A 22,457-nucleotide genomic window follows, 5' to 3' on the forward strand; every position below is an offset into this window, starting at 1 on the left:
CCCCCGGGAGGGGCGGCGGGCACACGGGGCGCTGCCGTCCGGCCGCTAGGCGACCGCGTACGGGCTGCGGGCGATCAGGGCGCCGTCGCGCTCGGTGAGGGCGCGCTCGACGGCCGAGGCCACCCGGTAGGTCCGGTCGTCGGCCAGCGGCGGAGCCATGATCTGGAAGCCGACGGGCAGGCCGTCCTCGGGGGCCAGGCCGCACGGGACCGACAGCGACGCGTTCCCGGCCAGGTTGGACGGGATCGTGCACAGGTCGGCCAGGTACATGGCCATCGGGTCCTCGGAGCGCTCTCCGATCGGGAACGCCGTGGTCGGCGTGGTCGGCGAGACCAGCACGTCGACGCTCTCGAACGCGGCGTCGAAGTCGCGCTTGATCAGCGTGCGCACCTGCTGGGCGCTGCCGTAGTAGGCGTCGTAGTAGCCGCTCGACAGGGCGTAGGTGCCCAGCATGATGCGGCGCTTGACCTCGGGGCCGAAGCCCTGGGCCCGGGTCAGCGACATGACCTCCTCGGCGCTGCGCGTGCCGTCGTCGCCCACCCGCAGGCCGTACCGCATCGCGTCGAAGCGGGCGAGGTTGGACGAGCACTCGCTCGGGGCGATGAGGTAGTACGCCGAGAGGGCGGCGTCGAAGCTCGGGCAGGACAGCTCCACGATCTTCGCGCCCAGGGACTCCAGGAGCTCCAGGGTCTCGTGGAAGCGCCGGCGCACACCCGGCTGGAAGCCGTCGCTGTCCAGCTCCTTGACCACGCCGACGCGCAGGCCGTCGACGTCGCCCAGGCGGGCGGCGTCCACGACCGGCGGGACCGGGGCGTCGATCGAGGTGGAGTCGCGGGGGTCGTGGCCGGAGAACGCCTCGTGGAGGAGGGCGGCGTCGAGCACGTTGCGCGCGAACGGGCCGGGGGTGTCCAGGGACGAGGCGAACGCGATCATCCCGTAGCGGGACGCGCCCCCGTAGGTGGGCTTGGCCCCCACCAGTCCGCACACGGCGGCGGGCTGGCGGATGGAGCCGCCGGTGTCGGTCCCGGTGGCCAGGGGCGCCTCGAAAGCGGCGACGGCCGCGGAGGAGCCGCCGGAGGAGCCGCCCGGGATGCGGCCGGTGTCCCACGGGTTGCGGGTGACCTTGTAGGCGGAGTTCTCCGTGGAGGAGCCCATCGCGAACTCGTCCATGTTGGTCTTGCCCAGGATGACCAGGCCGGCCTCGCGCAGGCGCGCGGTGACGGTGGCGTCGTAGGGCGGCTGCCAGCCCTCCAGGATCCTGGAGGCGGCCGTGGTGGGCATGTCCTTGGTGGTGAACACGTCCTTGTGGGCGACGGGCACGCCCGCGAGCGGTCCCAGTTCCTCGCCGGCGGCGCGGCGGGCGTCCACCGCGCGGGCCTGGTCGAGGGCGGTCTCGCGGCGCACGTGCAGGAAGGCGTTGATCTCGCCGTCCACCGCCTCGATGCGGTCCAGGTAGGCGGTGGTGGCCTCCTCGGAGGACACCTCGCCCCCCTTGATGGCCGAGCCGAGTTCGGCCGCGGTCAGGCTGATGACGTCGCTCATCGGCTACTCACCCTCTCCGAGGATCCGCGGGACCCGGAACCGCTGTTCCTCCACCGCCGGGGCCCCGGCCAGGGCCTGCTCGGGGGTGAGGCCGGGCCTGGCCTCGTCGGGGCGGTAGACGTTGGTCAGCGGCAGGGCGTGCGAGCTGGGCGGGATGTCGCCCTGGGCGACCTCCTGCACCTTGGCCACGGCGGTGAGGATGTCACCGAGCTGGGCGGCGAGCGTGTCGAGCTCGCCCTCGTCGAGCGCCAGCCGCGACAACCGGGCGAGGTGTGCGACCTCATCGCGGGTGATGGCGGTCATGAATGCGAACCGTTTCTTCGGCGGAAGGACTATCGGGTCAATCCTATGGCGTTTTCCGGGGGCGCCGCCCTCGGTGTCAGACGCGGCTGTCGGCCGGGGCCCCGCCCTCGTGGGCGGCCACCCAGGCGACGACCTCGCGGGCGGCCAGCGGGGGAGAGTAGTGGCTCCCCTGCGCGGCGTGGCACCCGGTGGACCGGGCCGCGAGGGCGAGGGCCCGGCTGCGCACGCCCCCGGCGGTCGCGCGCATGCCCAGAGCCCTGACCAGGGCGATGGCGGCCCGCACGACGGTGTGGCCGTTGTCGGGCCCGTCCACGAGGCGTGTGGTGAAGGACTCGTGGATCTTCACCTCGTCGAGGGGGAGCCCGGCGAGCTGGGCCAGGGTGAAGTGGCCGGTACCGAAGTCGTCGAGGGCCAGGCCGACGCCGAGCGCGCGGAGCCGGTGGACGGCGGCCGTGGCGGCGTCGGCGTCGGTGATGAGGGCGTGCTCGCCGATCTCCAGGACGAGCTGCTCGGGCGGCACCCCGTGCTCGCGCAGCGCGGCGGCCACGGTGGACGGGAGTTCGGGGTCGAGGAGTTCGCGGACCCCGAGGTTGACGGAGACGGGCAGGCGGATCCCCTCCCCGCGCCACTGGGCGGCGCAGGCCAGCGTGATGTCGAGGACCTGGCCGGTGAAGGCGCGGAACAGGTTGGACTGCTCGACCACCAGCATGAACTCCTCGGGGGCGAGCAGCCCCCGGGTGGGGTGGCGCCAGCGGGCGAGGGCCTCCAGGCCCACGGGCCGCTCGTCGTCGAGGGACACCTTGGGCTGGTAGTGCATCTCCAGCGCTCCCTCCGCCAGGCCCCGCCGGAGCTCGCTGTAGAGGCTGAGCCTGGCCGTGGAGTTGCGGTCCTTGCCGGGGTCGTAGCACTCGACCCCGGTGCGGGCGGCCTTGGCGACGTACATGGCGACGTCCGCGCGCTGCATGAGGAGCGGGAAGTCGGGCGCGTCCCGGGGGAAGAGCGCGATCCCGATGCTGGCCTCCAGGTCGAAGTCCATGCCGTCGAGGCGGACGGGCTCGGCGAGGGCGCCGCGCAGGCGGGCGGCGACCTCGCGGGCGGCGGAGGTGTCGCCGACCTGGGGCAGGAGCACCGCGAACTCGTCGCCGCCGAGCCGGGCCACGAGGTCGCCGGGGCGGACGCTGTGGGTGAGCCGGTAGGCGACGGTCTGGAGGAGGCGGTCGCCGGTGGGGTGGCCGAGGGTGTCGTTGACCTCCTTGAACCGGTCGAGGTCGAGCAGGAGGAGGCCGACCCCGCCTTCCCGCTGGTGGGCGTGGGCGATCTCCTGGCGGGACCGGTGGGTGAGGAGCTTGCGGTTGGCCAGTCCGGTGAGCTCGTCGTGGTTGGCCTGGTGGTCGCGCTTCACCGACAGCATGGCGCTGGTGTAGAGGGCTCCGAGAGGGAAGGCGAAGAGGGGGACGTAGAGGACCGAGTGCGCGGTGGCGACGACGACGAGCGGGGCGAGGCTGATGAGGACGCCGCTGACGTAGAACTGCTGGCCGATCCCCTTGAACATGACCTGTCTGAGCGGGACGCGTTCGTGCATGGCCACCGCGCAGACGACCAGGACGCGGTTGACGGCGAAGTAGGCGGCCCCGGCGAGGGCGACGGCCACGAGTTCCCCCGCCGCGGGGGCGGGGCCGTCGGCGACGAGGCCGGGCAGGGCGAGGCGCAGGACGGCGTCGGCGACCCCGAGGGAGAGCGTGTACTGGGCGGCGTTGAAGGCGGTGCGGTGGGGGGCGTGGCCGCGCGCGAAGCCGGCCACGGTCGTGGCGGCCGCCTGGACGAGGGCGGCGACGGGCAGGCCGAGGAGGAGGACGAGCGCGAAGGAGAACGGCAGCGACGTGGGGGCGCCGCTGCCGGGGGCCTGCCCGGGCATGGAGATGGGCCGCAGTTCGCCGAGGACGATCATGCAGAGCAGGACCCAGGTGAGGGGTTCGACCGCGAGGCCGCGGAGCTCGCCGAGGCCCAGGCCGAGGCTGGAGACGACGAGCAGGCCCGCGCCGGCGACCGTGGTGCCCAGCATGTAGAGCCAGAGCGGTGTCCCGGCACGGGGACCGATGTCCCTGGTGCTGATGGGGTCCTTCATCCGTGGTCCTCGCGAGGGGCCGTGGGCCGACGACGGCGCGGCGCCGCCGGTCCCGCGCTCGGGGTTCCCGCGGTCCGGCCCCCCTCATGACCGAATCGCGGTTTTAGATGCGTCCACATCCAACGTGTCCGTGTCCAGCTTACGCGGCTTCGTCACCAACTGTCGCTTGCCCGGAACTATCAGTTAACCAAGGTGTGGGCCGCGCGTGGTGGGGGACGCACAAAATGGAACCCCGACCCTCCGCGGCCCCGGGTGGTGACCAGCCGGTTCACGGGGCCCGGACACGGGTTCGCCCCGGTCCGGCCTGCCCCCGCCGCCCCACCGCACGCGGGGGCGCGGGGCCGCTTTCCGGACCGGGGCGCGGAGCGCCGCCGCTAGGCGTCGGCCCCCTCCGCGGCGGGGGCCTCCGCCGCGTCGGCGGCGCCGTCCTCCGGCGAGCGGTTGATCCGCACGCCGACGGCGGCGTCGGCGCCCTCGTCCAGCAGCACCCGGAACCCCTGCTCGTCCAGCACGGGCACACCCAGCTTGACGGCCTTGTCGTACTTGGACCCGGGGCTGTCCCCCACCACCACGAAACCGGTCTTCTTGGACACCGACGCGGTCGCACGGCCGCCGCGCTCGGCGATCGCCTCCTTGGCGCCGTCGCGCGTGAACCCCTCCAGGGAGCCGGTCACCACGACGGTGACGCCCTCGAGGAAGCGCGAGCCGAACTCCGGCTCGTCGTCCTCCATGCGCACGCCCGCCTCCGCCCACTTGCGGACGATCTCGGTGTGCCAGTCCACGGAGAACCACTCGCGGATCGACGCGGCGATGGTCGGGCCGACGCCGTCGACCGAGGCCAGCTCCTCCTCGGTGGCCCCGCGGATGGCGTCCATGGAACGGAAGTGGCGGGCCAGGTCCTCGGCCGCGCGCGGGCCGACGTGCCGGATCGACAGTGCCACGAGGACCCGCCACAGCGGTTTGGCCTTGGCCTCCTCCAGCTGCTCGAACAGCTTCTCGACCGTCTTCTTGGGCTCGCCCCTGAGGTTGGCGAAGAAGGACACCACCTTGGGGTCGCCGGTCTTCGGGTCGGTCTTGGGCTCGGTGGTGTCCGGGTCGAGCACGTGGGTGCGGATGGGCAGCAGCTGGTCGACGGTCAGGTCGAACAGGTCCCCCTCGTCCCGCAGCGGGGCCTGTGCGGGCTCCAGCGGCTGGGTCAGGGCGGTGGCCGCCACGTAGCCGAGCGCCTCGATGTCCAGGGCCTTGCGGCTGGCGATGAAGGCGACCCGCTCCCGGAGCTGTCCGGGGCAGGAGCGGGCGTTGGGGCACCGCAGGTCGACGTCGCCCTCCTTCTGCTGGCCGAGCGGGGTGTCGCACTCGGGGCAGCGCTCGGGCATGACGAACTCGCGCTCGCTGCCGTCGCGGCGCTCCAGGACGGGGCCGACGATCTCGGGGATGACGTCGCCCGCCTTGCGCAGCACCACGGTGTCGCCGATGCGCACGCCCTTGCGGGCGACCTCCTGGGAGTTGTGCAGGGTGGCGAACTCGACCTCGGACCCGGCCACGACCACCGGCTCCATGACGCCGTACGGGGTGACGCGCCCGGTCCGGCCCACGCCCACCTTGATGTCGACGAGCCGGGTGGTGACCTCCTCCGGCGGGTACTTGTAGGCGATCGCCCAGCGCGGGGCGCGGCTCGTGGAGCCGAGCCTGCGCTGGAGCGCGAAGTCGTCGACCTTGACGACGATGCCGTCGATCTCGTAGGCGGGCTCGTGGCGGTGCGCCGCGTAGTACGCGACGTACTCGCGGACCTCCTCCATGGTCCCCACGACCTTGTAGCGGTCGCTCAGCGGCAGGCCCCACTCCCCCAGCAGGGCGTAGGCCTGCGACTGGCTGGTGAAGGCGGCGTCCTTCCCGCCGCCCGCGGGGACGTACGCGCCCACCCCGTGCACGATCATCGACAGGGGGCGGGTCGCGGTGACCCGGGGGTCCTTCTGGCGCAGCGAGCCGGCGGCGGCGTTGCGGGGGTTGGCGAAGGGGGCGTGCTCGCCGGTCTCGGTGATGCGCTTGTTGAGGGCCTCGAAGTCCTCCACGGGGAGGAAGACCTCTCCGCGCACCTCCAGCAGCTCGGGGGCGGGGCGCACGTCCTCGCGCAGCCGCTCGGGGACGACCCCGATGGTGCGGACGTTGAGGGTGATGTCCTCGCCCACGCGGCCGTCGCCGCGGGTGGCGGCGCGCACGAGGCGGCCCTTCTCGTAGACCAGGTCGACCGCGAGGCCGTCGATCTTGAGCTCGCAGAGGTAGGCGCCGACCGGGACCTCGGCCGCGGAGCGCTCGCCCCAGGCGTTGAGCTCCCCGGTGTCGAACGCGTTGCCCAGGCTCTCCATCCGCACCAGGTGCTCGACCTCGGCGAAGTCGACGCTGATGGGGGCGCCGACCTTCTGGGTGGGCGAGTCCTGCGTGGCGAGGACGGGGTACCGGTCCTCGATGCCGCGCAGCTCGCCCATGAGGGTGTCGTACTCGGCGTCGGAGATGATCGGGTTGCCCAGGTAGTAGCGGTAGCTGTGGTCGTCCAGCTCCCGGCACAGCTCCTCGTGGCGGGCGCGTACCTCGTCGGGGATGTCGGTGGTGTTGTCGAGCGCGCTCACTCGCTGCCTTTCTGCTGCTCTCGTGCTCACCTGTCGCGGTCGCGGACTTCTAGGACGCCTGTCTGCGGGGCTCGTCCCGCAGGACCCTGGCGCCGGCGCGCGCCGCCGTGAGGGCCGCGCGCGCGTGCCCCGGGGAGGCGCCCGCCAGTCCGCACGTGGGCGTGGTGACCACCGCGCGGGAGAGCAGGTCAGGGGTGATTCCCAACCGGTTCCAGAGGTCGCGAACAGGATCGACGGTAGCGGCGGGGTCGGACATTCGGGCGGTCTGCGCCGGGGTGGCGTCGGTCGTCGGGACCACCCCCAGGAGCAGCCCCGTGCCCGCCTCCACGGCCGTCCCGACCATCTCGTCGTGGTCGCGCGTGAGGAGGAGCGCGTCGAGGCTCAGGGCCTCGGCGCCGCTGCGCCGCAGGAGGTCCAGGGGCGCGCCGGGGTCGCAGCAGTGCGCCGCGGGGACGGCTCCGGCCCCGGAGATCCCGGAGAACAGGTTTCGCAGGACGTCCTCCGCGCGCACCCTGTCCACGGGTCGCAGGCGGCCGAACCCGCTGGCGGTGGGCAGGGAGCCGAGCAGGACGGCGGGCAGGGAGGGTTCGTCGACCTGGACGAGGAGCCGCGCGCCGGGGACGCCCCCGCGGACCCGGTCGATGTGCGCGAGGACGCCTTCGAGGTGGGACTCGGCGAGATCGCGGCAGGCGCCGGGGTCGGAGACCAGGCGCTGGCCGTTGCGCAGCTCGATCGACGCGGCGAGGGTCCAGGGGCCGGCGACCTGGATCTTGAGTGTGCCGGTGAACGCGTGGGCGTGCTCGGTGAGGGCGTCGAGGTCGTAGGACATGAAGCCGGTCGCGCGGGCGAGGTCGCGCCCCGGGGTGTCGGCGACACGCCATCCGCTGGGCTGCACCTCGACGGGAAGGTCGACCAGGAGCCCGGCGGTGCGGCCGACCATGTCGGCCCCCACACCGCGTTCGGGGAGCTCGGGGAGGTGGGGGAGGGCGGGGAGTTCGCCGAGGATCGTGCGGACGGCCTCGTCGGGATCGTCTCCGGGCCAGGAGCCGACCCCGGTGGAGGAGGCGTTCGGCCAGGGGTAGGACTGCTGTTCGCTCACGTTGCCCAAGGTTAGGGCAACGGGAGGCGGGGGGTGTTACCGCCGACCCGCACGGGCGTGGTGCGGGTCGGCGGCCGGCACGGCGGTCACCGTCCGCCCCCGTGGTCCGGCGGGGACCCCCGGCGGGGGCTCCGTCCTTCTGCGGGGGGGGTGATGGCGCGGTCATCGGTTGCCGCCGGGGCGGAAGTGCCGGCGGGGCCGGGGCGCCGGGCTCGGCCCGGGACGGTTCCGGTTCCGGTGGTCGGTCCTGGCGCCGGGAAGGCCCCGTCCGGCCGGACCGGGCCTCCCCCCGCCGGCGGGGGGCGCGGTGAGGGCGCCGAGCGGCAGGGGCGGAACGGTCACGGCGGGGGTGGCGGGGGTGGTGGTACGGGCTCGCACAGGCCTCCCTCTCGTACAGCTTTGTTTGCAGTACTCCATGTGGAGTGGTTCGAATGTCGTACTACAGACGGAGTGGTGTCAACGCCTTGGACGCGGGAACCGCCCGGACACGGCGAAAGGGGCCCGACCGCGCAGGTCGGGCCCCCGGGGAGGAGCTGTCGGGAGGGAGAGGCCTCAGGAGGGCCGTGCGGCGACGGCCTGCGCCGGGTCGGCGTCCTGCCCGTCGCGCGCGCCGGCGGCGTCCGGAGCTGTCCCGGAGACAGGGGGGCCGTCGGCTCCCCCGTCCTCCGCCCCGCCCCCCGAGCGGGCGCGGGCACGGCGGCCCCGCACGACGAGGAGGGCCACCAGGGCGCAGGCGGCGGCCACGACGCCCAGTGCGGTCCACGGCGAGCTCAGGAAGAGCTCCAGCCAGGTGCCGACCACGCCGCCGATGATGACGCCCCACAGGCCCGCCCAGACGAGGCAGCCGACGAACATCGCCGCGAGGTAGCGCGGGAAGCGCATGCGCATGGCCCCTGCGGAGAGGTTGACGGCGGTCTGCACGCCCACGGTGCAGAAGCTCAGCGTCACCACGGGCGCGCCGTAGCGGTCGATGCGGCGCCGCGCCGCCTCCAGCCGCGGGCCGAGCGCGGCGCCCATGCGGCTCCGCGTCACGCCCGCCCCGAGCCCGCGGCCGATCCAGTACGTGGCCTGGGCGCGGCACAGGATCACGCCGAGCAGCGTGAAGTAGACGATCCAGAAGGGCTGGCCGTCGAGGAAACCGAATTCTGGCATGGGCGAGCTCCCTAACCTCGGCCAGTAACTATGCTATGCCTAACCTAACTTCGGCAAGGGGTCGCAGGTCACCCGTCGGGGCTCCGTCCCGCTCCGGCCGGGCGGGACCCTTCCGGGGCCGCCTCAGACGGAGGCCGCGGCCCGGGAGGTGGAGGAGATCGTCGCCGAGCCGAGCACGGTGTCCCCCTCGTAGACCACCACGGCCTGCCCCGTGGCCACGCCCGTGGCGGGCTCGGCCAGCCGGACGACCAGCTCAGCGCCCTCGGCCCCCTCGCGCTGCCACACCGTCGCCGGGTAGACCTCGCCGTGGGCGCGCAGCTGCACGCGGCACTCGATCGGCTCCGCCGGAGGCAGGCTGCCGCTCCAGACGGGCCGCACCCCGGTGATCCCGTCGACGCGCAGGGACGCGCGCGGCCCCACCGTGACGGTGTTGCCCACCGGCTCGATCGAGAGCACGTAGCGCGGGTCGGGCGCGCCGCCCAGCCCCAGGCCCTTGCGCTGGCCGATCGTGAACGTGTGGGAGCCGTTGTGCGTGCCCACGACGTTGCCGTCCTCGTCCTGGATCGGGCCCGGCCTCTCGCCGATGCGCCGGTTGAGGAACCCCGCCGTGTCGCCGTCGGCGATGAAGCAGATGTCGTGGCTGTCGGGCTTGTCCGCCACGGACAGCCCCCGCCGCTCCGCCTCGGCCCGCACCTCGTCCTTGGTGCAGTCCCCGAGGGGGAACATCGCGTGCTCCAGCTGGCCGGCGTCGAGCACGCCCAGCACGTACGACTGGTCCTTGGCCCGGTCGACGCTGCGCACCAGGCGGCCGTCGACCTTGCGGACGTGGTGGCCGGTCGCCACGGCGTCGAAGCCCAGCGCGACCGCCCGGTCCAGCACAGCCTCGAACTTGATCTTCTCGTTGCAGCGCAGGCACGGGTTGGGCGTGTTGCCCGCCTCGTACTCGGCGACGAAGTCCTGCACGACCTCCCGGTCGAACTCCTCCGACATGTCCCACACGTAGAAGGGGATGCCGATGACGTCCGCCGCGCGGCGGGCGTCGTGGGAGTCCTCCACGGTGCAGCAGCCGCGCGCACCCGTTCGGTAGGACTGTGGGTTCTTGGAGAGCGCCAGGTGAACGCCGGTGACGTCGTGGCCCGCCTCGGCCACCCGGGCCGCGGCGACCGCGGAATCGACCCCGCCGGACATGGCGGCCAGTACACGCAAAGTCATAGTGGCTCCAGCGTATGCGCCCGCCGGGGGTCGCGGCCACGGGCGCCGGGGGACTCCGGCCGCGCCGGGCGCGCGGCCCGCGGCGCCCGGCGGGCCGGGGCGGCACGCGGCGGGGAGCCGCCGGGGACGCGCCCGCCGGTGAGGGCGAGGGTGGTCGCCCGGTTCTGCGAAAATCGTGACATGGCTCTGTTCCGTCGTCGCCGCTCCGCCGACTCCACCACGTCCGTCACCGCGTTCTGGGACGCGTGGCCCTCCGTACGCGACGCCCTCGCGGGCGCGGCCGACGCGGACCGGCCCGCCCCTTCCGAGGTCTCCGAGCGCGTCACCGCTCTGGTCCGCGCGATCCACCCCGACCTGGACTGGGAGGTGGGCCCCGCGCCCAAGCGGCAGGGGGGCCTGGACGACCTCGACCTGTCGGCGGACACCGATCCCGACAAGCTCCTGGAGCAGCTGGCGGCCCTGGACGACCCGTCCAAGCTGACCGACGGCCCCGCCCACGCCCTCACCCTGCGCCCCGGCGCGTCCGAGGAGGCGCGCATCCTGTCCGAGCGCTGGGCCCGGTCGGCCCCCGAGGACGCCGAGTGGCTGTTCCGGCCGGTGCGCCCCGCCGACCACGAGCGGCTGTCCTCCGTGGTCCGCTGGGACGACCACGAACTGGACCTGTCGCACGTGTCGGTGTCCATGCGCGTGAACCAGGGGACCGGGCGGATCGAGGTGGGCGTCTACCACCCGGACAACATGTTCCTGTCCCAGGAGACGCGCGAGGGCGTCGCCGAGCACGTGGCCCTGCTGGCGCTCGGCGAGGACGACCTGGTGCGGTGGATCGGCCTGACGGCGCCGCTGGACGAGCCTCCCCTGGACCCGCTGCCCCCCACGTCGATGCCGTCCGTGGTCCGGCAGATGGCCGACCTGCTCGGCGGCTCCGGCGGCTGGGCGACCCTGCACGGGCGCATCCCCATCCAGGGCGCGGTGGAGATCATGCTCCGCCACCCGCTGACCCGCCGCGACTTCCCGGCGTTCTCCCTGTTCGTGCAGGTCGTCGTGCCGTACACCCACGCGGACGAGGACAAGCTGCCCACCGGCGCCTCGGCCTCCGCCCTGGCCGACCTGGAGGCCCGTGTCTCGGACGTGCTCGGGGACAACGGGGCGCTGTTCATGCAGCAGACCGTCGGCGGCCGGCGCGACTACCGCTACTACCTGGACCCGGACTCGGGGGTGCTCCCGGACTTCGAGGCCGTCCTGAAGGACTGGCCGGAGGGCGAGGTGAAGCTGCGCAGCCAACTGGACCCGTCCTGGTCCCAGTTCAACGCCGCGCGCCGGCCGTTCCGCCGCCAGCTCGGGGAGTAGGCCCCACCGCGGGGAGGGGCCCGGCGCCCTCCCCGCGGCCGGGCGGCCCGGGAAGTGCGTCCCGCGGGGCCGGACCGCGCCCGCCGCGCCACTACCCTGGTTCGCCACGGCTCCCGAGGGTCTAGGGACGACTTTGACCGACTCCCCGTACGTACGCGCCAACGCCGGCCCCGACGCGCACCGCTGGCAGACCTTCGCCGACACGCCCGTGGTGCTGGCCCTGGCCCGCACGTTCACCTCCGCGGTGCGGGTCCTGGAGGGCCTCGCCGTGTTCCGCGGCGACACCCGGGTGCGGGTCGTGTTCGCGTTCGACGGCGGATCCGCGTTCAGCGCGGGCACCGAGCGCCTCCTGGCCGGCGCCGAGGTGGGCCTCGTCCCCTGGGAGTCGCGCCTGGACGTGCGGCCGCGCCTGGTGGTCACCGCCACCGAGAACGTCGACCTCGCCGAGTTCACGTGCCCCGTGGTCGTCCTCCCCCACGGCATCGGCTTCCAGAAGTACGTGCCCGACCACCGCACCGGCGGGGTACGCCTCTCCGGAGTGCCCCGCCACGAGTTCCACGACGCGCGGAACGTCCATCTCGTCCTGTCCCACCCCGCCCAGAGGGAACAGCTCCGGGCGGCCCGCGTCCCCCTGGCCGAACACGCACGGGTCGTCGGCGACCCCGCACGCGACCGGCTCGAGGCGGGGCGCCGGATGCGCGAGCGCTACCGGGCCGGGCTCGGCGTGGGCGCCGACCAGCGCCTGGTCGTCGCCACCTCCACCTGGGGCCCCGAGGGCCTGATCGGCAGCCGCCCCCGGCTGCCCGGCCGGCTCCTGGGCGCCCTCCCCCACGACGACTACCGGGTCGCCGCCGTCCTGCACCCCAACATCTGGTTCTCGCACAGCCCCTGGCAGGTGCGGCACATGCTCGCCGACGCCCTGGACTCCGGGCTCCTCCTCATCCCCCCGCACGCCGGGTGGGGCGCAGCTCTGGTCGCGGCGGACTGCGTCATCGGCGACCACGGGAGCGTGACGCTGTACGGAGCCGCGCTCGACCACCCCCTCCTGCTCGCCGCCCCCGGCGCCGAGTCCGTCCCCGGCACGGCCGTCGCCGAGCTCGCCCGGACCGCACCCCGGCTGGCCGACGAGGGCCTGCGTCCGCAGGTGGAGGCCGCCATCGACGGCCACCGCCCCGGCCGGCACAGCGGCGCCGCGGAACTGGCCTTCGCCCACCCGGGGGAGGGCGGCCGCCGCCTGGCGGAACTCCTCTACGGGCTGCTCGGCCTCCGCCCCCAGGCGGGGGACGGCACCGACCGGGCCCTGCCCGCGCCCGAACCCGACCCGGCGGGCCGCCCGCCGCGCTCCTTCGAGGTCCACGGGAGCGCCGAGGGGAACGGGGAGGTCTCCCTCGAACGCTTTCCGAGCGCCACCCGCCACGTGCCCGGCTCCCGGCCGGGAGCCGTCCGCCACCTCTCCGCCTACGAGACGGAGGAACGCCACGCCCTGGTCAACGCGGCGTCCGTGGTCTGCCGGGACCCGGCCTCCCGGAGCGACCCCGAACGGTGGTCGCGGACGGCGCTGGAGCAGCAGCCCGGGGCGCTCATGGCGGCGGCGGACACCGAGGAGGGCACCCGGGTGGCCGTCCGGGACGGCCGCAGGCTCCTGGTGCGCGCGGACCCGCGCCTCGATCCGGTCCTGGCCGCGGGCTCGGTGTACACGCTGCTCGCGTCCTCCCTCCCGGCCACCGGCCACCACAAGGTCAGGGCCGGTCCGGTGCCGCGCGACTGCGTGATCGAGGCCGCCGGCCCCCCGTGAGCCCCGGCGCCGCCGGGCCCGCGGTCGGTCCGGGCGGTCCTCAGTCCCCGGGCCCGGCGGGTTCCCGCGCACGGTCGCGCTCCCCGGACGCACGCTCCTCCACGGCCTGGGCGCGGGGGCTGCCGACCTCCCGGAACAGCCGGAGCGCCTCCGCCCTGTGCCGGCGGGCGTCGCCCGCGGCGCCGAGCCCGTCCAGCACCTCGGCCAGGGCCTCGTGCGCCTCCGCCTCGTAGTAGCCGAGGTGCGCCGTGAGCGCGGAGAACCCCTCCACGGCCAGGTTCAGGGCCGCCACGGCCTCCCGGTCACGCCCCGCCGCGTGGTAGGCGCGCCCCAGCGCCGTCCTGGCGCGGGCCGCCATCCGGTCGTCCGGCCCCTCCGGCAGGGCGAGCAGCCGCCCCACCGCGTCCTCGAGGTCGGCCACCGCCTCCTCCGGGCGCCGGGCCGCGAGCCGCGCGGCGCCCCGGAACAGGATCGCCAGCGCCGTGCCGCGCACCGCGTGCGGGCTCCCGCTGGCCCGGTTGTGCCGGACCGACCGGTCGTAGGCCTCGATCGCGCCCGCCGGGTCGTCCTTCTCCAGGAAGCGGCCGTAGAACTCCCACACGGACCCGCGCAGCAGCTCGTCCTCCACGCCCTCGACCAGCTCGACGGCCCTGAGGATCCTCTCGCGGGCCAGGTCCTCCTTGTGGAGGTCCCGCAGCGGCCGGGAGACGAGGGCGCCGAGCCGGGCCTCGGCCGCGGCGTTCCCGACCATCCTGGCGGCGTCCGCGCCCGCCGTGCCGGTGGCCTCCCAGTCGTGCAGGTACCGTTCCTCCAGGTACAGCGCGGTCGCGAGTTCGGCGAAGCGCCACGTGTGCTCGTGCAGTCCGGCGTCCGCGCAGCCGAGCACCACGGCCACCAGGGTGGGGCGCTCGCGGGACAGCCAGCCGCGCGCCAGCTCCGCGTCTCCCCCGAAGGGGTCCTCCTCGCCCTCCAGCAGCCGGTCCAGGTCCACCACCCTCAGCCTCTCCCCGCGGACGAGCCGCTCCGCGAAACCCAGCGAGGCCAGGTACGCGTCGAGCATGAGGCGCAGCCTCTCCCGGCGCCCGCGCTCGGGCTCCTCCTCCGCGAGCTCCCCCGCGTGGACGCGGAGGAGGTCGTGCTCGAAGCCCAGGCCGTCGCCGTCCTCCTTGACCAGGCGCGCCGTGACGAGTTCGCGAAGCGCCCCGGCGTCCCCCACCCGGGCCGCGATCCGGCGGTCGAACCGGGAGCCCGGCCAGGTGCCCAGGGCGCGGTACAGGGCCGCCGCCCGGGGTGACAGCCCCTCGTAGGCGGTCCGGAAGAACACGTCGAGGTTCCCCTGGTCGTCACCGATCGCCCTCAGCATCCGGCGGGCCCCGTCGACGCGCGCGACCAGGGCGGCCGCGCTCCCCGGCCCTCCCGCGTCGAGCTGGCCGCTGACCAGGACCAGCGCCAGCGGCAGCCCTCCGCACACCTCCAGCAGCCGCTCCAGGGCCCCGGGGTCCTCCTCGGCCAGGGGGTGCGCCACCAGCCGCTCCATGAGGACGAGGGAGGCCGCGCGGTCGAGGGGCCGCAGGTCGGTCGTCCTCGCGTGGTCGGCCCACTTCAGCTCACGGAGGTCGGCGCCGTCGTTGGAGACGAGAACCAGACTCCCGCGCCCGCTCGGGACCAGGGCGCGCACCTGCGCGGGCTCCCACGCCCCCTCGACCACGACGAGGAGCCGCCTGTCGTGGGTGTGCGTGCGGTACGCGCCCGGCCAGAGCCCGGGATCCTCGGGCAGGGCCGACCTGTGCACCCCCAGGACCTGGAGGAACTGGGCGAGTGCCGCGGCGCCGTCCTCCTGCCTTCCCCGCGCGTACCTGAAGGTCAGCTGGCCGCCGGTGAAGTAGTCACCGGTGGTGTAGGAGATCATGCGCAGGAGTTCGGTCTTGCCGATCCCGCGGGGTCCCCCGTACACGACGACCTTGGGCGGCGCGTCGGGGTCCATGTGCCCGCGCGTCCAGCTCTGGCACTCCTCGTGGTTCACGAAGTACGGTGTCGGGGGCTCGACCTGCCGGGGCACCGGGGCCCGGTCCGGCGCGGAGTGGAAGTGCACCCCGCCGCCGATGCTGCCCGCCTGGACGGTCTGGCCGCGGTTGTCCCGTTGGGAGTTACGCGTCTCGTGAGGCCCGGGGGCGTCGGCGCTCATTCGTCTCCTGCGTGGGCGTGGTCACCGGTCGTGCGTCACCCTACCCAGCCGGACCCCGCCGCCACGCCCCGATGACCGCCTCCGGCCGCGCCGGGCGCCGCGCGACCCGGGCAGGGGCCGGGGCGCGGACAGGGCACGGTCCGGCCGGAAGGCGGGCCCGGCCGCCTAGAGCCCCGAGGCGGGCTGCGCGGCGCCGCCCTCCCGGCCGAGGGGCTGTTCCGGGACGGGACCGCCGTCGCGCTCGACCAGCATCCTGTTGAGACGCTCCACCTGCTGCCCCAGCTCCGTCAGACGGGCCATGACGGCCTCGTGCTGGACCTCCTCCATCTCCTGGTCCTCGACCCAGCGGCTCTCGTTCACCTCCTGCTCCATGGAGGTGACGATCACGCCGATCACCAGGTTCAGCATGATGAACGCCGTCAGCACGATGTACAGGACGAAGAAGATCCACGCCATCGGGTGCTCCTCCAGCACCGCGTCGGAGACGTCCGGCCAGTTCTCCGTCGTCATCAGCAGGAACATCGTGTAGAGCGACGTGCCGAGGTTCCCGAAGAACTCCGGCACCTCCTCGCCGAACAGCTGCTGGGCGATGATCCCCGAGGTGTAGATGACCACCAGGAGCAGGCCTATGACCGTCCCCATCCCCGGCACGGCCTTGAACAGGGCGGTGATGATGATCCGCATCTGCGGCACAGCGGTGATCACGCGGAGGATCCTGAGGACCCGCAGGATCCGGAGCACCGCGAACGGCCCGGTCGTCGGAACGAGGGAGACCGCGACGACGAAGAAGTCGAACCAGTTCCAGGGGTCGCGGAAGAAGTCGCCCCTCCAGGCGTAGACCTTGAGGGTCATCTCGACGACGAACACGCCGATGACGACGCGCTCGGCGATGAGGAGATACGGAAGTGCGGAACTCCCATAAGTGGCCCATCCCAAAATCACGGCATTGATCAGGATCACCACGAGCATCACATTGGAGAACCATCGGCTCTCGACCATCCGGGTGACCTGATCACGCCGCAACGTCACTTCCCCCTCCGCAATTCCACCCCGAATTCGGACACTGAAGACCTGAATATATCGAAGTGGACTCGACAGTTTCCCCGCGCACCCTCCCGCGGGGCGGCGCCACCGAAGACGGTACGCCCCGCGGCGGCACGGAGCCCGCAACGGAGCACCGGCGGGGGTCGCGTGGAACATCCCACACACCGGACCGCGCCGCCGACCGCCCCGGAGGGCGCGCGACCGGGATCCCGTCCCCGGAGGGGGCTCCCGCTCCGGGCGGACGTCCCCGCCTGCCCGGCGGGGCGCCGGTGGGCCGGTGGTGATTCGGGGGGAGCGGCCGACCGCTGATATCTTCACAGCCGGCCACGGCAGGAGTCCGAGCCGTCGACGGCCCCGGCGCCCGCGACCCAGGAAGAGACATGGCGGAGCTGAAGTACTTCACCGGTTCGATGAACTCGGGCAAGAGCACGATGGCCCTCCAGGAGCACCACTCACGTGGCGGCGAAGGGGTGCTCTACACCAAGCAGGACCGGGCCGGAGCGGGCATCATCTCCTCCCGGCTCGGGCTGGAGTCCCCCGCGGTCGAGGTCGGGGACCACCTGGACCTGTACGACGACGTCGCCGACCGCAAGGCCCCGTACGTCATCTGCGACGAGGCCCAGTTCCTGTCCCACAAGCAGGTGGGCCAGCTGGCCGGCGTCGTGGACGGCATGGGGATCGACGTCTACTGCTACGGGATCCTCACCGACTTCCAGGGGCAGCTGTTCCCGGGCTCGAAGCGCCTGGTCGAGCTCGCCGACAAGATAGAGGTCCTGCCGGTCTCCGCCCGGTGCTGGTGCGGCGGCCGGGCCACCCACAACGCGCGCGTGGTGGACGGGGTCATGGTCTACGAGGGCGCCCAGGTGCACATCGGCGGCAACGAGTCCTACGCGACCCTGTGCCGCCACCACTTCATGGCCGGCGTCGCCTGACCGACGACACTGTTCCAGGCCTCAGTCCGTTCCCGGGATCCACACCTTGAACTCGACATCCGACACACTGACCAACTTCGAGGCTTCACGGTACATCGCGTTCTCCGGAACCAGGACTCCCGACGCGGCATCACCCTCAGCCTCGATTCTTATTTCGTAGACCGCACTTCTTGTCTGAGCCAGGAGGACATATCCAGTCACCCCGGTCGCAATTTCTCCGTATACAAAGTACGACCGATCCGCCAGATCGGCCTCACCTTGGGATTCGATACTAAGAAAATCATCCCCCAGGACGTCGACACGGCCATCGAACTCAGTCGAGGCCACGTCAACCCTCAACCCGTCCGAAGAATCAATGACAGCATCGTAAGAATACCCCAAACTCCAGTTCTGCGTGGAGTTGTAATCAGGAATCATTTCCCATTCACAATGGTCACTGATACGTCTCTCGCCGGCTGCAACCGTATCGGCGTAGTTTTCCTCGCTCCCTGTTCTCATCAACGACAGTTGGCTTGACGAATCCAGGTTCCTTCCACAGAGATCCAGGTCTCCAGGCTCAATGGAAGCTTGAGGCTCCCCGACATGTTCAGCCGATGGGTTCGAGGTTTCTGATGTTCCTTGGATCCCCGCAGACGTGAAATTGAAGAACATACTGAACAGGCCGATCAAGACACCGAAGACCCCGAAAGCCGCCAGGCTTCCGCACCCGAACACCGCGGCGGCGGCCCTCCACCCGTGCAATCCCTGCTTCGCGGGCGGTGCCTTCTCGTCAACCACGGTTATCCTGCGCCTCCAACTGGGCTCTCACATCCGGGTGCTCGAGCGGCCGGGTGAATCCCACGATGTCCGAACGATTGGGGTCATCGTACTCGCGCACCGCGATCGGTCCACAGTTCGTGCACCAGGCCTCGACCATCAGCCCGTCGCCGATGACCATCGCCATATGCCCCGGCCCCGGCGGCTCCCCCGCGCGGGTCACGTCGAAGAAGACCAGGTCGCCGGGCTGCTCCTCCCCCATCGGGATCTCGGGCCCGAAGTTCCACTGGTCCTGGGAGACGCGGGGAATGGTGACGCCGATGCTCTCGTAGGCCTTCATGGTCAGTCCGGAGCAGTCGTAGCCGTCGGGACCGGTCCCGCCCCAGATGTAGGGCTTCCCCCGCTGGTCCAGGGCCCAGTCGACGACCGCCTGGGTCAGCTCGTCCGGGGCGCTTCCGATGAACTGCCCGTCCTGGTCCAGCTCGCACAGGACGGCCGTCCGGATGGAGCCGCTCGTGTCGAACTCCCCTCCCGCGTACTGCTCGGCCCACTCCAGCACGTCGTCCACGTACCACCAGGCGTGGTTGTAGCCGAAGATCGCCTGCCGGACGTCCTCCTCCAGGCCGTGTGCGATCAGGTAGTCGGCGGCGGCGGGGATGGCGTCCGCCGGGTCGTAGACGTTGACGATCCCGTCCCCGTTGCCGTCGACGCCGTACCCGTTCTCCGGGCGCTCCTCCACGGCCTGGACGGGTTCTCCCCCCCAGCTGTTTCCCGCCGCCGACCCGTCGAGGGAACCGAACTGCATCGGTCCGGCCGCCCCCCAGTCGTTGTGCCCCTCGGTGATCCCGGGCCCCTCCCAGCGCCCGTGGTGGGACTCCACCTGGCCGACCCCGGCGAGGATGTTCCAGGGGATGCCCTTCTCCTCCCCGACCTCCTGGTAGATCTCCAGGTAGTTCTCCGGGATGGAGTCCATGGCGTAGCCGCTCGCGTCGGGCTGCTCCGCGTCCGCGTTCGGCGTGCAGACGAGCCCGCTCGCCAGCAGGGAGCCGACCTGCTGGGTGGACGTCGTGATGACCGGGATCACGAACATCGCCAGCATGACCGTCAGGGCCACCGCGACCACCGCGGTCACGCCCACCCAGAGGCCGGCCGCGCCCCGGTCGGACGGGGCGGACGGAGAGGACTTGAAGAGGGGGGACACGTGGGCTACTCCTCCCCGAACTGGCCCGCGTCCGCGGGCTGGAAGTCGAAGACCTGCCAGGCGCCGCCCCCGCGGACGACGGTGATCGCGAACTCCCCGAGCTCCTCGTCGAACTCGGCGTCGGCGGTCTCGGTGATGGACTGGGCCGTCACGACGAAGGTGATGGAGTCGCTGCCGTAGGTGCGCACGGAGTCGACCTCCGCCCTGCCCTGCGCGACGGCCTCCACCTCGGACATCTCCTCCCAGAACGCCCCCGCCCTGCTCGCGTCCACGAGCACCCGGGCGTACTCGTCGGTCGCCAGGGCCTCCATCGAGGCGTAGTAGGACTCGGGGGAGCCCGTGTAGTCGATGGTCCCGTAGGCCTCGGCGAACGTCCGCGCCGTCGCCCCCGCCGCCCTCAGCTCCTCCTCGGTGAAGGGGAACCAGTCGAGGACGTCCACGTCCTCCTCGGCCGTGGTGTCGATGGGGCTGGGCTCCACCGTCGACAGCCCGCCGGGGGCCGCCGGATCGGTCGCTCCGCTCGGGGACGCCCCCGGCTCCTCCGGGGCGGCGGCGGGGCCCTCCTCGTCGCCGCCCCCGAAACCGCCGAGGCTGAGGTACAGCCCGAACACGACCAGCACCGCTATCAGACCGATGAAGACAGCACGCTGAGCGCGTTCAGGGAGAGGGTTGGGCATGGTTCGGGGCCTTTGTCCGTCAGTCGTCGTTCAGCCAGAAGGGGACGTCGCGTTTGCGGTCCCGCGTGCCGGAACCCCGGCTCTCCCCCCAGAACGGGGTGATGGGCGCGTTGTCGCGGCGCTTGTCCGAACCGGTCAGCCAACCGCCGTCGCCGTCCCCCCGGCCGCGCCCCTCGTTGGAGGGTGCGGGACGCGCCGGACGCTGCGGCGCCTGCCGCTCGCGCCTCTCCCTGGGAGCGCCCCAACGGGACCCGCGCGCGTCCAGGCCGCCACGGGCCGGGGTGTCCTCGCGTCCGGCGAAGATGCCCCGGCCGGTGCTCGGCTCGGGCCGGTCGGAACCGGCCGCCCGGCTGTTCCCGGAGACGGGGGAACCGCCGCCGAGAACAGAGCCTCCGCCACCGCCGCCGTCACGCCGGTCGGAGCCGCCCCGGCTGCCGTTCCCGGTGCCGAACACGCCCGCCCACCCGCTGTCGCCGGTGCCGGTGTAGCCGCCGCTCGGGCGGGGCGGGATCGATCCGGACCGTGCGCCGTCGAGGCTCGGCGCCTGGTTCCCGTCGCGCGCCCCGCCGGAGGGGCGCGGTCCCACCCCGCCGCTGTTGCTCCTGTTGACGTTCAGCGGCGGGGCGTCCCCGTCACCCCGGACCCGCCCGTATCCGCCGCCGCGGGCTCGGACCCCGTCCGCACGCACCGGGACCCCGTCGGCCGGGACCTCGTCGCCGACGCCCGTCTCTGCGGCGGCGGGGGGGACGCCCCCTCCGCCCGCGGGGACGCCGGCCGCTCCCGCGGCGATCTGCGGGGCCCGGCGCAGACCCCACGCCTGCGTCTTCAGGTTGGCGATCGGCGGAAGGACCACGGCGCTCCTGCTGAGCGCCTGGCTCTGGGCGGCGTCGCTCACGATCCTCGAGGTGAACGTGTTCGCGTTGACCGAGGCGAAGAGGTAGACGAAGGGCTTGCGGTAGACGAACAGCGCCACGGTGAAGAGGGCGAGGAGGATCATCTGCAGTCCCCAGCCGAGGCTGGTGGACATGACCATCCCGTAGCACATGACCAGCAGGGAGATCAGGAGCACGACGAAGATCTGTTTGAGCAGGAACCCGATCATCAGCTCCACCCAGCGCAGCAGGACCATGCGCCCGTACCCGGGATGGATTCCGATGAGCAGGAACACCGGAGCGAACAGGAAGAGGATGAGGAAGGCGATCTTCAGGACGATGAGGGCCACGGAACCCGCGAGGATCAGCCCGCCGGCGAAGACCGACGCGAAGAGCGCGAGTGTCGCCACCCCCAGGCGGCTGCCCTGGTCCTGACCTGAGAAAAGCGGGTAGACGCTCGGATACGACGTCTGAACGCTTGAAGCGATTTCCTCGTACTCCCCTTGCTTTTCCTCCAAGAGAGCATTGGGGTCGATCTCTTCGTCGGCGATCTGCTGTTGTTCGATACGGCTGACGCCTTGCGACGCTATGAGCTCTCCCGCATGATGCATGGCCGCGTTTTCCGCCACGTCACCGTTACCGAACTGTCCCGCGACCCACGGCTGGCAGACCAGGCTCGACCAGAGCATGTCGGCGTTGCGCCGGACCTGGAAGTCCGACTCGGACTCCCAGTCGGCCCGTTCGGGCGCCTCTGCTCCCGGCGGACACGTCCCCGACCCTCCCCCGTAGGGCACCTGCCCCACGGTGCTGGTCACCAGCTGGCTGCCGGAGTTCACCAGTCCGCCGGCCATGCTCATGATCTGGGCCGGGTTGATCATGATCCACAGCCCGAGGGCCGTGGCCCCGATCATCCAGATCGTCGACTCGATGGTGAGGGTCATCCGCTTGCGGATGAGACCGAACCACCCGAGCCACAGTGCGCCCAGGATGACGACGGTGGGGATGAGGGGGCGCCAGATCCCCTCCCTGAGGGTGACGACCACGTTCTCGACGAGTTCGTTGAAGCTAGCGAGGAGACCGTCCGAGGTCGCCGCCTGGTAGACGGTGATCGTCGACTGGTTGATGGTCTTCGACAGGTCCCACGCGGTGTTGGCGAGCGTGGCCTGGGCCCCGTTGCTGATCCCGTCGACGCACGATTCGGTGATCATGTGCCACTGCTGGCCGGCGGTGCCGTACTGCCCGTACATGCTGGCGTCGGGCGGCAGCCCGTCGGGGGCCCCCGCGATGGCGGACTGCGATTGCGGGGGTACCAGGAGCCCGTCGGATCCGCTGCCCGCGGACTCGGGCAGCGGTGCGGGCTCCCCGGGGCAGAGCGGGTTGGCCTGGGCGCTGGTGAGCGGTAGCAGCAGGAAGCCGGAGAGCATCAGGAACGTCATCAGGAGGCGTCGCCATCCCCGCCGTCGGACGTTCTGATGCGTCATCTGCTGGCTCCTGCGTCGTGTGTTCGTGCGGGGACGATGGCAGACACAGGGTCCTGCCGGTGGTCGCACACGCACGCGTGCACAGCTCCGTGCGCGGCCGTGCGCGA

The 22,457-nt window shown here is 72.6% G+C and carries 16 protein-coding genes; 3 read left to right on the forward strand and 13 right to left on the reverse strand.

Annotation, left to right across the window (positions count from 1 at the left end; translation table 11 throughout):
- Positions 1 to 45 precede the first annotated feature (45 nt).
- From gatA to mnmA, 7 genes are all read right to left on the reverse strand, one after another.
- Positions 46 to 1,542 (reverse strand): Asp-tRNA(Asn)/Glu-tRNA(Gln) amidotransferase subunit GatA, encoded by a 1,497-nt coding sequence (gatA, locus tag ACWGL3_RS12245; protein ID WP_452461268.1) that lies wholly within the window; start codon positions 1,540 to 1,542, stop codon positions 46 to 48.
- Between the two features lie 3 nt (positions 1,543 to 1,545).
- Complete coding sequence (gene gatC / locus ACWGL3_RS12250) at positions 1,546 to 1,845, reverse strand: Asp-tRNA(Asn)/Glu-tRNA(Gln) amidotransferase subunit GatC (protein WP_267946504.1); 300 nt, start codon at positions 1,843 to 1,845, stop codon at positions 1,546 to 1,548.
- A 76-nt stretch (positions 1,846 to 1,921) separates the two neighbouring features.
- A complete protein-coding gene (locus ACWGL3_RS12255; protein WP_452461269.1) occupies positions 1,922 to 3,970 on the reverse strand; it encodes a putative bifunctional diguanylate cyclase/phosphodiesterase in 2,049 nt (682 codons plus the stop codon).
- Between the two features lie 374 nt (positions 3,971 to 4,344).
- A complete protein-coding gene (gene ligA / locus ACWGL3_RS12260) occupies positions 4,345 to 6,597 on the reverse strand; it encodes an NAD-dependent DNA ligase LigA (protein ID WP_452461270.1) in 2,253 nt (750 codons plus the stop codon).
- A 49-nt stretch (positions 6,598 to 6,646) separates the two neighbouring features.
- Entirely contained in the window at positions 6,647 to 7,696 is a 1,050-nt protein-coding gene (locus ACWGL3_RS12265) for a methionine synthase (protein ID WP_452461271.1), read from the reverse strand.
- A 552-nt stretch (positions 7,697 to 8,248) separates the two neighbouring features.
- Positions 8,249 to 8,848 carry a DedA family protein gene (locus ACWGL3_RS12270; protein WP_352984062.1) on the reverse strand — a complete coding sequence of 200 codons (600 nt, stop codon included), beginning with the start codon at positions 8,846 to 8,848 and terminating at the stop codon, positions 8,249 to 8,251.
- A 123-nt stretch (positions 8,849 to 8,971) separates the two neighbouring features.
- On the reverse strand, positions 8,972 to 10,060 hold the full coding sequence (mnmA, locus tag ACWGL3_RS12275) for a tRNA 2-thiouridine(34) synthase MnmA (protein ID WP_267946509.1): 1,089 nt from the start codon (positions 10,058 to 10,060) through the stop codon (positions 8,972 to 8,974).
- A 180-nt stretch (positions 10,061 to 10,240) separates the two neighbouring features.
- Here mnmA and ACWGL3_RS12280 point away from each other — a divergent pair, with 180 nt between their 5' ends.
- Both ACWGL3_RS12280 and ACWGL3_RS12285 read left to right on the forward strand, forming a co-directional pair.
- Entirely contained in the window at positions 10,241 to 11,407 is a 1,167-nt protein-coding gene (locus ACWGL3_RS12280) for a DUF695 domain-containing protein (RefSeq protein ID WP_267946510.1), read from the forward strand.
- A 133-nt stretch (positions 11,408 to 11,540) separates the two neighbouring features.
- Positions 11,541 to 13,202, forward strand: a complete 1,662-nt coding sequence (locus ACWGL3_RS12285) for a hypothetical protein (protein WP_452461272.1) — start codon at positions 11,541 to 11,543, stop codon at positions 13,200 to 13,202.
- A 40-nt stretch (positions 13,203 to 13,242) separates the two neighbouring features.
- Here ACWGL3_RS12285 and ACWGL3_RS12290 read toward each other — a convergent pair whose 3' ends face one another.
- The gene (locus tag ACWGL3_RS12290) at positions 13,243 to 15,387 is read right to left on the reverse strand and encodes a hypothetical protein (protein WP_452461273.1); all 2,145 of its coding nucleotides are present in this window, start codon (positions 15,385 to 15,387) and stop codon (positions 13,243 to 13,245) included.
- 165 nt (positions 15,388 to 15,552) lie between these two features.
- Positions 15,553 to 16,386: an ion transporter gene (locus tag ACWGL3_RS12295; protein ID WP_267946513.1), complete on the reverse strand. Its 834-nt coding sequence runs from the start codon at positions 16,384 to 16,386 to the stop codon at positions 15,553 to 15,555.
- A gap of 425 nt (positions 16,387 to 16,811) precedes the next feature.
- Between ACWGL3_RS12295 and ACWGL3_RS12300 the strand changes: the two genes are divergently transcribed.
- Positions 16,812 to 17,363, forward strand: a complete 552-nt coding sequence (locus tag ACWGL3_RS12300) for a thymidine kinase (protein WP_267946514.1) — start codon at positions 16,812 to 16,814, stop codon at positions 17,361 to 17,363.
- A gap of 21 nt (positions 17,364 to 17,384) precedes the next feature.
- On the opposite strand, the gene ACWGL3_RS12305 is transcribed toward ACWGL3_RS12300, so the two are convergent.
- The 4 genes from ACWGL3_RS12305 to ACWGL3_RS12320 all read right to left on the reverse strand — a co-directional run bounded on the left by ACWGL3_RS12305 (position 17,385) and on the right by ACWGL3_RS12320 (position 22,350).
- On the reverse strand, positions 17,385 to 18,140 hold the full coding sequence (locus tag ACWGL3_RS12305) for a hypothetical protein (RefSeq protein WP_452461274.1): 756 nt from the start codon (positions 18,138 to 18,140) through the stop codon (positions 17,385 to 17,387).
- Complete coding sequence (locus ACWGL3_RS12310) at positions 18,133 to 19,218, reverse strand: C40 family peptidase (RefSeq protein ID WP_267950513.1); 1,086 nt, start codon at positions 19,216 to 19,218, stop codon at positions 18,133 to 18,135. Before ACWGL3_RS12310 ends, ACWGL3_RS12305 begins: the two co-directional genes overlap by 8 nt.
- A gap of 107 nt (positions 19,219 to 19,325) precedes the next feature.
- Positions 19,326 to 19,997 carry a hypothetical protein gene (locus ACWGL3_RS12315; RefSeq protein WP_352984052.1) on the reverse strand — a complete coding sequence of 224 codons (672 nt, stop codon included), beginning with the start codon at positions 19,995 to 19,997 and terminating at the stop codon, positions 19,326 to 19,328.
- A gap of 19 nt (positions 19,998 to 20,016) precedes the next feature.
- Positions 20,017 to 22,350: a type IV secretion system protein gene (locus tag ACWGL3_RS12320; RefSeq protein WP_452461275.1), complete on the reverse strand. Its 2,334-nt coding sequence runs from the start codon at positions 22,348 to 22,350 to the stop codon at positions 20,017 to 20,019.
- Positions 22,351 to 22,457: the final 107 nt, after the last annotated feature.

The sequence above is a fragment of the Nocardiopsis sp. NPDC055824 genome, assembly GCF_053616335.1.

Coding starts and splice junctions, on each gene's coding strand:
- gatA (WP_452461268.1), bottom strand. CDS start 1,542: ATGAGCGACGTCATCAGCCTGACCGCGGCCGAACTCGGCTCGGCCATC.
- gatC (WP_267946504.1), bottom strand. CDS start 1,845: ATGACCGCCATCACCCGCGATGAGGTCGCACACCTCGCCCGGTTGTCG.
- ACWGL3_RS12255 (WP_452461269.1), bottom strand. CDS start 3,970: ATGAAGGACCCCATCAGCACCAGGGACATCGGTCCCCGTGCCGGGACA.
- ACWGL3_RS12270 (WP_352984062.1), bottom strand. CDS start 8,848: ATGCCAGAATTCGGTTTCCTCGACGGCCAGCCCTTCTGGATCGTCTAC.
- mnmA (WP_267946509.1), bottom strand. CDS start 10,060: ATGACTTTGCGTGTACTGGCCGCCATGTCCGGCGGGGTCGATTCCGCG.
- ACWGL3_RS12280 (WP_267946510.1), top strand. CDS start 10,241: ATGGCTCTGTTCCGTCGTCGCCGCTCCGCCGACTCCACCACGTCCGTC.
- ACWGL3_RS12290 (WP_452461273.1), bottom strand. CDS start 15,387: ATGAGCGCCGACGCCCCCGGGCCTCACGAGACGCGTAACTCCCAACGG.
- ACWGL3_RS12295 (WP_267946513.1), bottom strand. CDS start 16,386: ATGGTCGAGAGCCGATGGTTCTCCAATGTGATGCTCGTGGTGATCCTG.
- ACWGL3_RS12300 (WP_267946514.1), top strand. CDS start 16,812: ATGGCGGAGCTGAAGTACTTCACCGGTTCGATGAACTCGGGCAAGAGC.
- ACWGL3_RS12310 (WP_267950513.1), bottom strand. CDS start 19,218: ATGCTGGCGATGTTCGTGATCCCGGTCATCACGACGTCCACCCAGCAG.
- ACWGL3_RS12315 (WP_352984052.1), bottom strand. CDS start 19,997: ATGCCCAACCCTCTCCCTGAACGCGCTCAGCGTGCTGTCTTCATCGGT.
- ACWGL3_RS12320 (WP_452461275.1), bottom strand. CDS start 22,350: ATGACGCATCAGAACGTCCGACGGCGGGGATGGCGACGCCTCCTGATG.